The organism is Pseudomonas sp. GD03842 (assembly GCF_029841165.1).
Taxonomy (GTDB): domain Bacteria; phylum Pseudomonadota; class Gammaproteobacteria; order Pseudomonadales; family Pseudomonadaceae; genus Aquipseudomonas.
On sequence record NZ_JAOCEA010000009.1, the window covers coordinates 231,970 to 249,053 of the forward strand.

The following is a 17,084-nucleotide window of genomic DNA, read 5'->3' on the forward strand; positions in this document are numbered from 1 at the left end:
CGTGTCACTTCAAGGAGAATTTACATGGGTAGCAAAGTAGCGGGTAAACCTGACTTCCTGGCGTGGGAGTTGGCGCGTCGGGTGAGTCAGGAGAAAAAGAACAGACGTGAGGCTGGTGTATTGACTCTGAATGCGCCCGTGTTGCCTGACTGGTGGGGCGGTGATCCCCAATTCACCGGTCTGGTGCCTAGGCAAGATCAAGAGCAAGACATGCAGGTGTTGATCGCTCAGTGGCCAAACAGTGCAAACGCTGGCGAAACGGATGTGTTGACGTTTAAGTGGCGGCCGCAGGGAGCTACCAGTTGGGAGAATGCTCAGGCCCCCATTTCAGTGCCTGGGCCACTGGACCCAGGCGATTTTCCAATGGCATTGACCTTGAGCAAGAATGCTTTTCAGAAAGAAGGTGCGTTCGAACTTCAGTATGAAGTGGTGATCGATGTCGGGTCTTCGGACTCTTCATCGATTACAACGTTCATCATCGATAAAACCCCGCCCAACAATAACCAGTCACCGACAGCTTTGACCTTCAATGATCCGACGGTCATTTCAGACGGCATCACCGGTGACTATCTGGCGGCTAATGGCGGTGTTGCTGTCACGATTCCTCCGTACAACGACAAGAAGGTGGGCGACTCGCTGGAAATTTATGTGCACAACGAAAACACCGTCCCCACCGAGCCCGTGTACAGCGCCGATGTTGGTACGCCGCAGACGGTAAAAGTACCGACCACCGCTTTCGAGGGCTTGCGTGATGGCAAGATTTATCTGTACTACCGGCTGGTCGACAAAGTGGGTAACCGGGGGCCGATCTCTGATAACGCTGAAACGGGTCTGTTCATCCAGCCGCTCCCCGTTCCGCCTTTGGCTGCGCCCTTGGTACCCAGGATCGTGGACGACAAGGTCCTGAACCTGGACGATGTGCTGGAAGGAGAAGATCTGGTAAAGGTCGCGTTGTACGGAAACTGGCTGGAGCATGATCTGGTAGAGCTTACTTGGGGGACTGCCTCGGTGCATGCGGTCCATGAGGTGTTATCGGCTGAAAACCCCATGACGCTGATCGTTCCCTACCCAACGATACTCGCACCGGCCTACGGTGCGGCAAAGGGACCGCTGGCAACGGATATCAGCTATGTCGTCAGGCGCGGGAACAAGACGTTTCCATCGGCTAAGACGACCATCGATGTCGATTTCTTCGTGCCGGGTCCCGTCAATCCGGACAGGCCCCGCCCCGTGAACCCCAACCTGCCGAGGGTGACCGTCAGAGGAACAGGATCTACCCCGACAGATAACGTGCTCAATGACGATGATGCAGGCCTTCCGGTGGAGGTGACGGTCAATCTCTACAGTCCCATAGGCACGGGAGAGCGGATGATCCTGTACTGGTATTCACAGGAGAACCAAGTAGGTACATTTTCCCCTGTTGCGGGAACCCCAGGTAGCCCCTACACGTTCACGGTGCCGTGGGATGATATCAAGGATCTGCCCAGTGGTACCGAGGTCCCCGTACATTACACGGTGGGGTTGATCAGCGGGGCGGGGAACGTCGAGGCGTGCATCCCGACGTTGGTGGATGTCAGCGCGGCGCTGCCGATCAAGCTGGCAGAGCCGGAGTTCCCTGACGCGGGGCAAGCCTCTGATGGTTCACCTGCTCTGAATTGCGCTTCTTATATCGGGGCGGATCAGCATGTCGTCATCGACGTTCCGCCGAACCCACTTCTCAAGGGGGGAGAGGAGCTGACGTTTACCTGGCAGTGCTATACCGACAAAGTGGGCACCGTTCCGGCGGGAACGGCTCAAACATTTACTAAAGACGTCAGCGCAGCAGACGCCAGTAATGGCTTCAGCGTCCAGACGGGGAAATTCACGGACTATATTGTGCCCGTGGGCCGCAACGGGTCGGTCAGACTCACCTATGTATCGGATACCACGCCTGTGATGCAGGGATCGGCGTTCATACGTGCCGGCGCCCAAAATGCCGGAGGTGTGTGTCCACCCAACGCCCGGCGCAGGATCTGAGCGTCCGCCTGTCATTTTTTCCTAGTCCGTGTTCATGCAAACAAAGCCGCACCTGTGCGGCTTTGTTATTTGCGTCTATCGAAATGGATGCACTCATTAACGGGTACACGTTAGTTGATGAGGACGGGGATGAAAGGCACTAAAAAAGTTGACATAGGAAGCTACGCTCAAACAACTAGGAAATATCCTACATAGATAAGAAATCCGAGAATGTAGTCTGCGCGCCCTTGTCCTTCGGAGTCCTATGTAAGTTCCGCGGGATAGCGTTTATAACAAGGAGGTGGTCATGGCTAAGTCCCGTAGTAACTCTTGCTATTTCAAATACCCAGCCGTTTTTCCGTTGGTGTTCTGCGTCGTTTCAGGTGTTCAGGCCCGAACGCTGCTACCCGGTGAGTCGGTGGTCGTCGGTCCGACGGACCCCGTCGAAAGCTGGACCATGGCACCGGACGCCACACTCACTGTCAGCGGCGGTCAGATCCTGAGTCTGACCGGCGGAGGCGTGGCCGGGACGGTAAACCTGCTTGCCAACAGCACGGCACAGACCATTGCGCTGGATGCCGGGTCGGTTGGCAACGTCAGTGATTCAAGCATCATTGCCAATAACGGCACCACTGCCCTGAGTGTCACTGATGCCTCGGCGACGCTGACCAATGCGACCGTTATCAATACCAACGGAATCGGTGTGGCCGGTAATCGAGGGGTCAATGGTTCGGGTTCCGCGTTCGTGTTCAATGGCGGATCGGTCAGTGGCACGACCGGGGGGCTTACCATGCTCACCGGCTCGCTGAACATGACCGGCACCACCGTCACCGGTACGGGGGCGACCAGTTATGGCATGCGCGGTATCGGTTCCGACATGAACCTGAGTGCCAGCCGCGTGACAGGGGGATTGAATGGCTTGTTGTACCGTGTCAACTCGTTGGACGCGAGGGTGGGTACGGTCAATCTCGACGGTACCCGCGTGGAGGGCATCAGCGGTGCCGCTATCCGGATTGATGGCCAACGAGCATCCAAGGCCGCCAGCTTCACCTTGACCAACGGCACGACCCTTATCGGGGGTAACGGCAATGCGTTAGAGGTGGATAACTCGGCGATTGCCAATGTCCTGCTGCAAAACAGCGATGTCACCGGCAACATCGGCATCACAAACAGCAGTGTCGCCAACCTGACGTTCGATCACGGCGGGTTGACTGGCGATGTCTCCGCAGACGCCACCAGCACCGGCGTGTTGGCGCTGAACAACGGCTCTGTGCTCACGGGCAACGTCTCGGGCATCGACACGGTCAGTCTCGATGCCAGCTCGCTGGTGGGCACCGTCACCGGCAGTGGCACAGGGGCGCTGACGCTGAACAACGGCTCTGTGCTCAGGGGCAATGTCTCGGGCATTGACACGGTCGGTCTCGATGCCAGCTCGCTGGTGGGCAACCTTACCGGCAGTGGCACAGGGGCGCTGACTTTGAGCAATGGCTCTTCGCTTGAGGGGGACGTCACGGGCACCGACACGGTGAGTCTCGATGCCAGTTCACTGACGGGCAACGTCACCGGCAGTGGGACAGGGGCGCTGACGGTGAACAACGGTTCTACGCTTGCGGGGGACGTCACGGGCATCGACACGATCAATCTCGATGCCAGTTCGCTGACGGGCAGCGTAACCGGCATCGACTCGGTCAATCTCAGTGCCAGTTCACTGAAGGGCAACGTCGCCGGCACTGGAACGGGGGCGCTGACCTTGAACAACGGCTCTACGCTTACGGGGGACGTCACGGGCATCGATTCGGTCAGTCTCAGTGCCAGTTCGATGACCGGCGATATCACCAGCGATGGCTCCGGCGTGGTGTCGCTGCAAAACGATTCGGTGTTCACCGGCAATCTCATTGGTGTCGATAAATTGACCGTCGGGGATCCTTCGGTCTGGAACATGACCGCGTCCACCGCACTCAACACTCTGGTGATGGACACCGGTATCGTGAAGTTCGGTGCCGCCAATGAGTTCTATCAACTGGACGTGGGCAACCTGTCCGGCAGCGGCACCTTTGTCATGGATGTCGATTACGCCACTAACCAGCACGACACCCTCAATGTCACCGGTTCTGCAACGGGCAGCCATACCTTGTTGGTGGCCGGTTCGGGCGTCGATCCAGTCTCTCCCGAGGCGCTGACCATGGTCCGCACCGCCGGTGGCGATGCGACATTTGCGCTGGCCAATGGTCGTCCGGTTGACGTGGGCACCTATTCCTACGCTTTGAGTTCGGTGGCCAATGGCTCAGGCGGGACCGACTGGTTTCTGGACCCGAGCACGGCGACGGTCAGCCCTGGCACCGCTTCGGTACTCGCGCTGTTCAACACCGCGCCTACCGTGTGGTACGGCGAACTGACCTCGCTGCGCAGCCGCATGGGCGAGCTGCGTTTCAATGGCGGTAAGGCCGGCGGGTGGGTGCGGACCTACGGCAACAAATACAACGTCGATGAGGCGTCGGGGCTGGGTTACAAGCAGACTCAACAGGGGCTTTCGCTCGGCGCCGATGCGCCGCTTCCCCTCGGCGATGGTCAATGGTTGATCGGTGCACTTGCCGGTTACAGCGACTCCGACCTGAATCTGAGCCGCGGCACCTCAGGCACGGTCAAGAGCTACTACGTAGGCGCGTACACCACATGGCTCGATCAGGAAAGCGGCTACTACTTTGACGGCGTGCTCAAGTTCAACCGCTTTCGCAACGACTCGAAAGTCAGCATGAACGATGGCACCCGCGCCAAGGGTGACTACGACAACGTCGGCATGGGCGGTTCGGTGGAGTTCGGGCGCCACATCAAATTGAACGATGGCTATTTCGTCGAGCCCTTTACCCAGTGGTCTGCGGTGGTCATTCAGGGCAAGGATTACGGCCTGGACAACGGCATGGAGGCCGAGGGTGATCGCACACGCTCGCTGCTGGGTAAGGTTGGCGTGACTGCCGGGCGGAATTTCGCGTTGCAGGACGGCAAGGTCTTGCAGCCTTATGTACGTGTTGCAGGCGTTCACGAGTTCGCGAAAAACAACGAGGTGCAGGTCAACAACAATGTCTTCAACAATGACCTGTCCGGTTCTCGTGGCGAGCTGGGGGCCGGTATCGCCGTAGCGTTCAATGACCGGCTGCAGGTTCATGCCGATTTTGATTACGCCAGTGGCGAGCACATTGAGCAGCCGTTCGGGGCGAATGTGGGGTTGCGGTTTAGCTGGTAAGCGAAACGCCGACTGAATGCATTTGCATTCTGTCGGCGCTCAATCAAATACCGATAATGTTGGCGTAACTCCATCCGATTCCCCATGCGGATGTGGTTCTCAGGTCTGCCCAGCCACCGGCCACCATATCTTTGCAGCGCACGGTATTGAGGCCATTACCAGGCGTAGTGGACCAATACAGACCACCTCCCATTGGCCAGCGCCCTAGATATGCCGTGGCTATCTGGTTTTGCTCGTCATGGCTGGGAAGCCGTTTACCGCCACGGGCTACGGCATTATTTGCATTGGGATACGTATCGTTGCCAAATCCGGTCACCACGGTCACGCCACTGACGTTGACGGTGTAACTGCCCGACCGCCCCTGGCTGTCCCGGACGGTGATCATCGCGATGCCATTACCTCGTGAATAGACCGTGCCGTTTGAATCGACGCGAGCGACGTTTGTATTGCTCGATGTATAACCATAGGGTGCAACGCCACTCCTGGGCGTCCTCGTGGAGGTCGTACCGCTTGGCCAGGGCGATGGATCAAGGTTGGGGTGTCCGCCGAGAATGTACACCCTGCCGCTCAAGCTTACGGGCGATGTATCCAGCACGAAGTCAGGGATGGGCGAGACCACGGTGAAGGTTCGAACGTTCGATGACGGCTGGTCTGCGTATTTTGCGGTGGCCTTGAGGCTGTGGGCACCCAGGGCGAGCGTGGATACCGTGTGGGTCCAGTCTCCGGCAGCGCTGACAGACGCTGTTCCTTTGGACGCGGCCCCGTCGAACACCTCAACGTGCTCGCTCGGTGCCGCTTTGCCGGAGGCCGTTACTGTCGTGGCGGTGGTCGAGCCATTGTTGGAAACCTCTCCCTTGGAGTCCCGAACACTGGTAATCGTCGGTACTACCGCCGCCTTTACCTGAAACGTCCAGGCTGAGGAAACCGGTTTGCTGGCATACAACGCTTTCGCCGTCAGCGAGTGGTTGCCCGGAGCCAGACCGCTGACTGCACGGGTCCAGGCGCCTGTAGCACTCGCCGTCGCCGTGCCCTTCGATGTCGCGCCGTCAAACACTTCGACCACTTGACGAATCGACGCCTGGCCTGATGCGGTAACGCTTGAGGCGTAGGTGGATCCGCCGTTCGCGACAGGGGTGTTTTTCGGGTCGAGCACCGACGTGATCGTCGGATTGACCACCGCCACAACCGTGAAGCGGCGTACTGCCGATTCGGCACCATTGCCATAAAGCGCCTTGGCTTTCATGGCGTGGCTCGTCAGGGTCAGTCCGGTTATTGGCAAGGTCCACACGCCGGCGGCATTGGCGGTTGCTTTACCTCTGGTTGTGGTGCCGTCGAAAATCTCGACCTGCTGATTGGCGCTGGCCGCGCCGGTGAGGGTGACGCTTGTGTCGGTCGTGAAGCCGTCTGCCGGGATTTCCGTACCTGCGGTCCCCTTGATACTGCTGATCGTCGGCGTCACGGCGGCTGCAACGGTAAGGCGCCAGACCGTCGACTCGGGCCCTGTTCCGTACAGCGCCCGGGCTTTGAAGGGGTGCTCGCGCACGGCCAATCCCGTCACCGGCCGGGACCATGAACCTATCGAATCTGCCGTTGCCGTGCCTTGTGACGAGGTGCCGTCGAACAGTTCTATGCGTTGGTCCGGGCTGGCCTTGCCTGAAAGCGTGACGGTGGTGTCCACCGTCGTTCCTCCATTGCTGACGGGCCCTCTGCTGTCCACCACCTTCTCGATCGTCGGCGTGAGATTGGCAAACACTTCCCAGGTACGCGGTTGCGAGACCATGCCGCTGCCATCCAGGGCCCTGGCGGTCACGCTGTAGGTTTTCGGGCGCAGGGTCGTCAGCTTGACCGCCCAGCTCCCCGACAGCGTGGTGCGCGTGGTGGTCAGACGCCCGGTGCCGTCCAGTATTTCCAGTTCGGTGTCGATCGTCCCTGTGCCGCTGAGGTCGAGGGTGGTGTCGAACGTCGTCCCGCCGTTGGCCACTTCGCCTTTGGCATCCTTGACGCTGACGATGACTGGCGTGACCCAGTCGTGATGGCGTTTGAACACATACTCGGTGATGGGGAAGGGCAGTGCGGTGTCTTCGATGGCGGTTTCGCTGAAGGCGACTTTGCAGACCACGTCGAGCGGGGTGTCCTGCCCCAGTTGTTCCAGCGCTGTTCGTGGCACGGTTTCCGACAGCCCAGCACTGACCTGCCCACTGGTGATTTCCTTGCCATCGAGCAGCTTGATGGTTTGAGGTCCACCGCTTTCGGTTTCGCCCGCAAGATGCAGCCACACCCGCTGACCCAGGGCGATGAAGGGCCATTTGCCAAGGGTCGTCGTTGCATCCCCGCTGAATGTCGCAAGGTTCAGGACTTTGGTCGGCTTGTCGGCCTGAGTGATGTCCGGCGAAGGCAGCTGGCTATCAGCGATGGGCTTGATGGTCAGCAGCCGCAGCTCTGATTTTTTCTCGGTGAGGTAGCGCTTGACCCGATAGCTAATTTGCACCGAGTGACCGATGTTGGCGCCAATGACGGCGGCGGGTATCGCAAACTCGACTTCACGGCCAGCGTTGCCGGATTTGGATTGCTCGGGCGGCGAGCCCGTGCCGGGTGTGCCCAGCCACACCAGCGTGATCACGTCCTGCGGGTCCATGCTTTCGTAGCTCACATGGACGGTGGCGCCACTTTGAGCCTGCATCGGATCGAGGGTGTCGTCGCCGGCGGCCTCCAGCACCGTCGGCGCGGGCAACAGGCCAATGAGCTTGCCGATGGTCAGTTCCAGCACCTTCGAGTACTGGTATCTACCGGTGCTGGAAAGTTTCAGGCTGTAGTACAGCTTCACGAGGTTGTTGATGTTCGGCTCGATCAGCGACCTGGGGATATTGAACGTCAAGGGTTTGCCAGCCACCAGGCTTGTGATGGGCACCCAGTCACTGGCGCTGCCGTCAGGTGATTCGCCTTGCCAGTACCAGGTCAGGATGTCGCCCACGGCGGTGCCGGTGTACGGCACCCGCAAGGTGGCGTTGTGAGGGACGCTTTCAGGGTCGAGTACATCGTCTTCGGCCTCATCCACCGACGGTGCGGGCAGTTCGGCGAGGCGTTGGGCAACGACCAGCGAAGTGTGGCTGGAGACTCTCACATCCTGTGGGGCCAGGGCATCGTTGGACACGCGATAGCTGACGTCCAGCGTGCCATTGACGAGAGGGCCGATGTATTGGCCCACCACCGGGATGTAAATCACCGCCCCCACTTCGTTCGCCGTCACCGAGTGCTGCGCTTCGTAAAGCAGCGGCGTGCCGTTCTGTGTCACGCCGAGCCAGATCAGGTTGATCAGGTCGCCGTTGGCCATCCTCTCGTACACGGGAATGACCGCATGGGCCCGATCAAGGCCGGGGTCGAGCGTGTTCCCGACCGCTTCGAACACATCGGGGGCGGGCAGCGGAATCTTGCCCGTGATGCTGGCAAAGGCACGCTTGGAGGATTGCGGCGGACTCCCGTTGGCCTTGTTCAATACGTAACTGGCTTGCCCTCGTCCTTCGAGCAGGGCGCGGATTTCGGCGTTGGGCACCTTGACTTCGGTCACCGACGGGATGTTGCTGAGGGTGACGGTGGCCTCGTAGGTCCGTGGGGCGCCGGTTCTCGGAGTGCCGATCCAGGTCATGGTGACCCGATCATTCAACTCGAAAGGCGGGCCCCGGACTTCGATCTGTATCGTGACATCGTCGTCCCCCAATTGTCCGAGGTCGATTACCTCGTTGAAGGCTTCCTTGATGATGGGTGCATCGAGACGCTGTGCGCCTGCCTCGACGCCGATGAATGTGCGCAGCGACCAGTCGGAAGAAAAGTTCCAGACCTCGTCGAAGACTTGGTAATGCACCAGCAGATTGGGCGAGTCGCCGCCTGCCAGGATCGTGGCCTGGTCAACGGTCATGGTGATCGGTCCACTGCCGGCCGCTTCAGCGTCGGTGACTGTATGCCTCAGGAAGGCATCACCCCATTGCAGCTCGATGGTGTCCCGTGCGGCGCGCCCAGGGTAGGCGGCAATTTCAGCCGGAACTCCTCTGGCAGCCCATTCGGCGTCGACCCCGTTGTCGATCACATCCTGTGGCAGGCGAGGGGCGGCCAGCTCCGAGTGGCCAGGAAGATGGGGGTCCTTGTCCACACCGCCCGGCGCATCGAGTTTGACCCTGATGCGCAGGGCGACGGAATCTTCGGATGTGGTCGAGCCCTGACGCGTCAGGCGGTAATACACCTTTTCTGCCCAGCCAGGCACGACCCGTTCAGAAGCAATGAAAAACAGCAGGCGCTGGTCGACCTCCTGATCCCCGACATCTTGCCCTCCCACCAGCGTGTCATCCCAATAAAGGTCGATATGATCACCGCTTGCCATGCGCAACCAGGGGTCCACTGCCACCAGCAACCCAAGCGGACTGTCCACGGTGACGATGTTCACGCCGCCGTCGCCTCCCTGGACCGGGGTCACCAGGCCGCTGATGAGCAGCGAGCGCAGCGCCAGTGTTGAATAGTCCCGTTGCAGGGGAGGAAACAGGGTGTGTGTGAACCGTGTCATCGTTGGAGTCCTTTCTGTTGTGCACGCGGTGGACGGGGCGCGCAGGCCCATCCAAGCGTTGCTGTTTCGCTGAGTCGTCCTGATATTGGGCGCTGGATCGACGGTTTCGCCTACTGTCAGAAATGACAGGTTTTGCGACCGCTGGTCGGCGTGTACTCAGGGAGGATGGCTGCTCAATCAGAGGTCGTGCTTGCAGCCTCGTCCGAATAAGGATCGAGCGAGCGCCTCCCCGGCGCGCCTTCAGCCAGTTGATCCTCTGGCAGGTAGCTGAATACCCTTCCATCCGCCGCGCCCAGTGTCATTCGCACGACCGGCAAAAAACGGGCGGTTTGAGTGAAGAAATCGTGCTGGATGAATTGCGCCTGCGGACGTGTGGCAGTGCTCGCATAGAAAAGCGATTCGAGGGGGATCTGATCCGGAATGCCTTGAGGCCAGGCGGCGATTATGATCTCGTTCCAGGACGCTCGATCACCGGCGCTAAGCACGGTACGGACCTGGATACTAAGCTGGAATTGCGCGGAAGTGGCGGTGAAGGCGCAACTGTTACTTGGACTTGCTCCGTATTTCGATCGCCAGGCCGCGACGGTCGTTACTCCCTCTTGATCGCAACTGGCACGACAGCTGTCAGGAATTGAACTGGTAACCGCATTCGTCGGATAGGCGCAACGAAGCGTAATGGGGTGGAGCGCCGGTGCTGAAGACTCTTTCATGGTGAAACCAGCTGCTCCCGCGGTTTTGGTCGTCCCCACATCGGCTCGCAGGTAGCTGAATGACACGCCGTTACGGCCAACCGAATTGGGACTAGGATCCCAGGCGTGGAAGCTACTAGTTGCCTGAGTTGCGCGAATCAATATACCGCCGCAAAAGTAAGCCGATAGCCCGTTTGCGCATTCGCTTCGAGTGTCGCTGTATCGTCGATTCATCGCGGATGCGATCTGATAGCCGATGTACAGTTGATCCTGCAGGTTGAATCCGAACACGTTTCCGGAGCCGTCGTTGAGATCCATGCGAAGGATCGGGAGCCAATCACCGGTGGCATTGAAGTAGTCGCGCTGATCGTGCTGTGCACTAATCAGCGTGCCTGTCTGGTTGATGTCGTAATACAACGCTTGAACGGGAACGCTGGCCGGGCTGGCCGAATCCCAGTTGGCCACCTGCAAGCGATTGGCGGTGGCCGACCATTCGCTGTCCAGTCCTTCGTGGGCCTTGAGGCTAGCATCGAACTGTCGCGGGTCGTCGGCGCTCAATGAGCATTGCGCAGTCGGCTGGTTGCCCGATTGTTGGAAATGCGTCAGCCAAGCGTCGCTGTCTGTGACCCCAATGGCGCTGCATGAGCTGGCATCGACCAAAGCAGGGCGGGACGTCGATGCCAGTGCACAGCCGTAGTTGCTGCGAGTGGCGTCGATTGGCTGAGTGAAGGGATAGGCACAGAGAACGCTCAGCGTTTTGCCATCGCCTACTGCGCTGAACAGGTCGCTGAAAATCACCCCGTGGTGCACAGGCAACTGCCGAATACCCAAGTCACGACGCAAATAGCTCGCGCCTTCGGCTCCCAGGGCCGTGGCGTCGCTGTTGTGCGCCCAAAATGGCTGCCCCGCGGCGCGCGGGTTAGCCAAAACCAGCACGCCATTGCATTGCCAGGCAGGTTTGCTTGCGGCACAGGTGGAGGCCGTGCTCTGGTAGCGATTGTTGATCAGTTGCGCGATTTCCGGCCCGGTAGGGCTGGCCGTTGCGTTCAGGCTGTAGAGCAGCCACAGCACCGCGAACAACCTGATGATTGAGCAGGTATTCATGGTCATGGTGACCTCATGTACGAAGATAGGAGTGACCGCCCGGCCTTGTCCGCCGGGCGGTGCTGGCTTCATGCGTCGGGACGGAGCCGCTGTCCCGCTGTTCGAGAGATACCTACCGCCTGCATCGCCAGGCTGCCGTCCGATGCGCTGGCATTCTGGTTAGGGTCTGTGCCGCTCAGGTCATAGGTCCAATACGTGCCAACCCCGGCGGAGTCTGCCGTCCAGAGCGGATAGTCGAGCCATCCCAGATAGGTGCTGACCGGCTGACTGTCGGCATAGCGTGTCCACAATGCCTTGAGATCGTTCAATGAAGCAGGGTCCAGGCCGGCCGTAGCGCAGACGCGTTGCATGCCCGCCCAATCGGTACTGGCGGTCAAGAAGTGAACGACGATCATGCCCGCGATGGTCAAGGCGTAGTGTTGCGTTGCCCCCAGGCTGTCGCGGGCAGTGATGCTGCAGGTGCCATTGGCCAGGGCTGTGACGGTCCCGGTGTCGTCGACGCTGGCCACGCTTTCTTCGCTGCTGGCGTAGGTATAAGGCCCGGTGCCCCAATCGGCGGCACGACTGAACCGAGCGAATGCCGGCGGCTGCGCTGGGGCTTTCCCCTCCGCGACGAGGTAATTGTGCGCGGTGAGGTCCAGCGTGACGTCGTCTTCGAACCCGCCGCTGATCGTCAGCAACAGGTCGGCGGAAGGTTGCTCAGCGGTTTCGCCCGCGGGGATGACGCCGTACCAGACGCGCAGTTGGCCACCTGCTCCGACCATGAACTCACTGGCTGGGACCTCGAAATCGATTCCGGTGCCGGGTCCACTGCGATTCACGACTGTCCAGTCGAACAGTGTGTCTTCAAGGTACAAGCTGACGCGATCCTGATATTTCAGCGTGCCCGGGGGGATGTGGACCTTGATCATTTTTTCCGGATCGTCACCAGGATCCAACACATCGCCCAGCGCGTCGGGAACCTGCGGTTTGGCCCATTCAGCGAAACTGAACGAAACCGTGCGGCTCACGCGGGATTTTTTGGGGGGCACCGCTTGTGCCTTCAAGGCCTGTGTACTTACGGCAAGGCGGGTTTCGTAGGAAACGCGCCCTTTCAGGTAGGGCTGCGCCGCGCTGCTGTCGCCGCCTCCAGCGGCGTAACCCCACGTCACGATTTCACCGTCGGAGCGCAGCGCCACGAAACTCTGACTATTGGCGTAGACGGCTTTTACGTTGATCAGTTGTGCTACGACGCTGCTGGTGTTCCCCCCGACCGATGCGTCACCCCAGGCGACGACTGTGCCGTTACGACGCAGCGCGGCGAATGCTCTCGAGTTGCCCACCACCTGAACGATGTCGTTGAGGGTGGCGATGTCCGTTGGAACCGTCCCGCCACTGGCCGCCGTGCCCCAGGCGACGACATGACCATTGGCCCTGCGTGCGGCCATGGCGTGCCAGGTCGCGCTGACTTCGACGATGTCGGTCAGCGACTTGATGTCCGCAGGCACCGTTCCTCCCTGTTGGGCGTTGCCCCATGTCAGCACTTGCCCGGACGTGGTAATCAATGAAAATGCATTAGCAGAAGCGGCGCCCAGTTCGGCTACGGTCGCGGCGGCGACTTCCGTGGTCACCGTACCGCCGCCAGAGGCCGTCCCCCACGCCACCACTCGGCGGTTGGCACGCAGTGCAGCGAAGGCCACGAAGTTTCCTGAAACCTCTTTAATGTCAGTAAACGTCGCAACGTCTCCCGGCACGGTTCCTCCTGCCGCTGGAGCACCCCAGGCCACGACCTGCCCTGTGCCACGAACGGCCGCGAACGCAGTCCCGGCGCCGATCACCTGAGTGATGTCGCTGTGTGCCTTGATCGCATCGGGTACCGTTCCACCATAGGCCGCCACGCCCCAAGCGTAGACTTTCCCATCCGTTCGGATACCGGCGATCGCCACGCTGTTGCTGGTCAGTGCGACGTAACTGTCCAGCGGGTTGGTGCCTAGAGATCCGCCTTCCGTTGCTGCTCCCCAGGCAACGACGTAGCCATTTTTCCGCCGTGCTGTGTAGGCGCTGCGGCTGCAGCAGACTTCAACGATGTCGTCCATGGTGATGATGGTGGGCGGGATAGTCCCACCATAGGCGGCATTTCCCCAACCGATCACGTCGCCACTGTCGCGATGCGCCACCTGCGCCGCGTCTCCCGACGTGGAGGTGTCATTACCATTGCCAATGATATTCACGGCACTGAGCAACACATGGTCTTCACTGGTGCGTATATGCAGAGGCGTCCACGGGCGGCTATCTCTCCAGCTCTTCGCTTGCGTCCAACCCGTATCGCCCTCGTATTGCCACTCGGCGTTCAGAGCCGCCCCCGTGGTTTTGTCGAACGCACTGATCCTGCGAGGCGTTGCCGATGCCCGATACATGCAGCGATGGAACCTGGCACCCATCACGTTCAACAGGCCTGCGACGATGGCGCTCTTGATGTCGTAGGTTCTGGACGGCGAGGGGCCTTCGGCGCTCTGATCGGCACGCTTGACGGTGTAGCTCAGTATGACGCTGAAGCCATCGTTGGCTTTGACGGTGCTGTAGGCGATGGGTATCAGCAGCTCGCCCTCTGCCGTGACGGGTTGTGTCGGCTTCACGCTGCCGTCGCCCGGTTGGCCTTCCCACGTCAGGGTGACCGAATCCCCCGCCTTGAGCTGTGCTTCGGCCGGGATACGCACACGAGCGCCCGAGAGTGCGTTGTTCGGGTCGAGTAGGTTGCCGATTGCTTCTACGATCACCGGCTCGGGAAGCTGGACGGGCAAATCCTGTTCCACATCGAACATCAACGGCAGCGACTGCCGGTCTTCGCCGACCAGGGGGACGACGCGATAGCTGACACTTACCGTGGCGTCTACGTTTTCGGTTACGTCAGCCAATGGCACGGTGAATTGCACGTCTTTATCCTTGCCGGCCCCCGTGATGGATTTGTCGAGCCGGAAAGGCGGTGTCCCCTCGTCATCCTCCCACGTCATGTACACGTGATCGCCTACGTTCATGTCTGGCGTCCATGCCGGTATGACCACTCTCGCGCCATTGGGAATTTCAGCCAGGTCCAGCACACCGTCCTCGCTGCCCGCCACCTTGGCAACGGGCAGCAAAGGCACCGCACCTGCGCCGACCTGGAAGTTGAGAATCTCCGAGTCACTGCGCCGGCCACTCTTGCGAATTACCCAGTAAGACGCGGCGACCGTGCCTTCGTCGTTGTCCTTGATGAACGCCTCGTCGATGTCAAAGACAACCGCTTTGTCTTTGGTGAAAGAGTTGATTTTGATCCAGTCTTCCAACTCATCGGTCTTGCTGCCTTTCCAGAGGGAGTGCACCTCGTCGCCGATCTCCATATTCGGATAGACAGGCACTGTCAATGTGGTGCCAGGCAGATCGGGGTCCATCACGCCATCGTTTACCCCGGCGACAACGGGATTCGGAAGCTCGGCGCGGGGCTCCCCGACGTTTAGCAGCGTTGCTCGGGCGGACTCCCGTACGACGATGGTGCCGTTCAGGTCTTTGGCCAGTTCGAAGTACAGCTGCAAGGTTCCGCCATCCAACGTCTTGAGGTGGGTGCCATCAACGCTGATCGTAATCGGTAGCTTGTTGGTTTCTTCACGGCCAGTGATGGTATGAGGGGGCAGGGCGGGGTCGTAGACCGTAAAGTCGGCCCGGGTGCCGATCCAGCGCAGCGTAATTTGATCGCTTGCGGCCATGCTGTCGTCCCAGGGGATTTCGATGGCTGTCTTGGCCAAGTCCGGGTCGAGTGCGCCCTGGGCGGCGTCCTTGGCGATGGGCGCTGTCATGCCGACGGCGCTGCCCTTGACGTTGACGAATTGACCTCGGGACGGCGTGGACACTCCGGCTCTCAAGCGCCTGTAGGAGAAGGCGGCCTGCACTTTGGCCAGCCGGCGCAGGATGGCGTTCGGGATAGGAATTTCATAAACATGGTTGAGCGTCAGTACTTCAACCTCATCGGACTCGTACTGCACGGCATCCCCGTCGACGGTGGTGCCCGTGACTTTGCCGACCAGCTTGTCGCCCACCGCAAAATCGGGACGCCTGACCGTGACCTGCAGGGTCGCAGGTTCAGTACCCAGGACGTCGAGGTCTAACTCGCCGTTGTTCGCCTCGGCCACGAAAGGGGCATCAAGTCGCGAATTACCGGTGTCCACCACGATGCGCATTTCGGCGGCCCAGTCCGTGGAGCGATTCAGGACCAAGTCGTAGACTTCGAACGTCACGGCCAAACCGTCGAAATCGGAGTCGCCTGCCGCGAGAATCGTGGCTTCGTCGACCACTATTTCGATGTCCTTGCCCACTTCATTTTGGGTCACAGGCGCGTGATGCACAAAGTATCCACCCCAGGACAGCTTGATATCGTCCCCGGCAGCCATGTTCGGGTAGGGGTGAATGGTGGCCGGAATCCCTGCCTTGGCTGCCGCCGCATCGACCCCGTCGTTGATTATTTCGTCAGGCAAATCGAACTTCAGCGCAGAGTGACCGGGCACGCTGCCGTCCTCGTCGACTCCTCCCGGAAGTGTGAGCTTGATCAGAATGTCCAGCGCATCCGACGTCTCAGGGGCTTGTCCGATGCGCGTGATGCTGTACGACAACTTATGCGCGCCATCAGTCAGGCGGTTACTGGGCACAAAGGCGATTACCCGTGCCCCTACCTCCTCGGGTTTGAGGATGACACCCGACGCGACCTGCGTGGTCCCGTCGAGCAGAATCTTGTAGCTGTCGCCCACCGCCATGCTCGACCAGGGCTGGAGGTAGAGTTGCAGGCCCTGTAGCGGGAAGTTGGTTTGCGCCGCTGCCACGTTGATGCCCCATGACCCGTCATCCAGTGGGCCCGTGGCACCGGGGATTTCCAGGTCGATCAGCGCCAGGGTCGACAGGCCGAACGTGGACATGCCCTGCCGATCGGGATTGAGGATAATCTCAAAGCCTGCATCCAGCTCTTTGCGCGTCAGGGCTTTGCGCATGCAGAGCTGATCGTCCAGCCAGACTGACAATCGGGTGGCCGGCCGGAAGGACTTGAGTGGGTTGACGAGAAGGAACTGTTTGAGGTCGTCGGGGAGTGTTGTATCGGGCATGGCGTTTGACTCCTGTCGATTGATCCAGAAGTCAATTGAGCGCCATAACAGGGCGCTTGCCTACTGTCAGAAATGACAGGTTTTGCGACCGCTGGTCGGGCTGAACGCTGCGCGGCCCGCTTACCCGGTTTGCGTTCGTCAAGTGCGCGGGCAAACAACGGTGATGGGGCGTCCTTGCCCCATCCGCCATTCGCAGATGCCCTGGCTCAACTGAACGCCACTATCCCCTCGACGGTCAGGGTCGTGTCGGTTGTCGTACCGCCGTTGCCAATGGCGTTTCCTTTCGAGTCCTTGACTAAGGTGATGGCGATTGCCGTCACGGCGGAAACCCTGAAGTTGCGTACGGCCGATGCGGGCTGATTGCCGTATTGCGCGACGGCCTTGATGGCGTGCGCTCCGGG

Annotated in this window: 6 protein-coding genes; 2 read left to right on the top strand and 4 right to left on the bottom strand. The window is 60.2% G+C overall.

Annotated elements, in window-relative coordinates:
• Positions 1 to 24: 24 nt before the first annotated feature.
• Positions 25 to 2,016: a hypothetical protein gene (locus tag N5D61_RS15195; protein WP_279893396.1), complete on the top strand. Its 1,992-nt coding sequence runs from the start codon at positions 25 to 27 to the stop codon at positions 2,014 to 2,016.
• Positions 2,017 to 2,302: 286 nt separating this feature from the next.
• Entirely contained in the window at positions 2,303 to 5,236 is a 2,934-nt protein-coding gene (locus N5D61_RS15200) for an autotransporter outer membrane beta-barrel domain-containing protein (RefSeq protein ID WP_279893397.1), read from the top strand.
• A gap of 43 nt (positions 5,237 to 5,279) precedes the next feature.
• Here N5D61_RS15200 and N5D61_RS15205 read toward each other — a convergent pair whose 3' ends face one another.
• The 4 genes from N5D61_RS15205 to N5D61_RS15220 all read right to left on the bottom strand — a co-directional run.
• Entirely contained in the window at positions 5,280 to 9,788 is a 4,509-nt protein-coding gene (locus tag N5D61_RS15205; protein ID WP_279893398.1) for a hypothetical protein, read from the bottom strand.
• Between the two features lie 173 nt (positions 9,789 to 9,961).
• Positions 9,962 to 11,587: a hypothetical protein gene (locus tag N5D61_RS15210; protein WP_279893399.1), complete on the bottom strand. Its 1,626-nt coding sequence runs from the start codon at positions 11,585 to 11,587 to the stop codon at positions 9,962 to 9,964.
• 62 nt (positions 11,588 to 11,649) lie between these two features.
• Positions 11,650 to 16,683 (bottom strand): Ig-like domain-containing protein, encoded by a 5,034-nt coding sequence (locus N5D61_RS15215; protein ID WP_279893400.1) that lies wholly within the window; start codon positions 16,681 to 16,683, stop codon positions 11,650 to 11,652.
• A gap of 206 nt (positions 16,684 to 16,889) precedes the next feature.
• Positions 16,890 to 17,084 (bottom strand): hypothetical protein (locus tag N5D61_RS15220; protein WP_279893401.1); only part of this gene is annotated, 195 nt, incomplete at its 5' end.

Bases quoted from the DNA above. Each gene is read 5' to 3' on its own strand.
- N5D61_RS15200 (WP_279893397.1), top strand. From the start codon at position 2,303: ATGGCTAAGTCCCGTAGTAACTCTTGCTATTTCAAATACCCAGCCGTT.
- N5D61_RS15210 (WP_279893399.1), bottom strand. From the start codon at position 11,587: ATGACCATGAATACCTGCTCAATCATCAGGTTGTTCGCGGTGCTGTGG.
- N5D61_RS15205 (WP_279893398.1), bottom strand. From the start codon at position 9,788: ATGACACGGTTCACACACACCCTGTTTCCTCCCCTGCAACGGGACTAT.
- N5D61_RS15195 (WP_279893396.1), top strand. From the start codon at position 25: ATGGGTAGCAAAGTAGCGGGTAAACCTGACTTCCTGGCGTGGGAGTTG.
- N5D61_RS15215 (WP_279893400.1), bottom strand. From the start codon at position 16,683: ATGCCCGATACAACACTCCCCGACGACCTCAAACAGTTCCTTCTCGTC.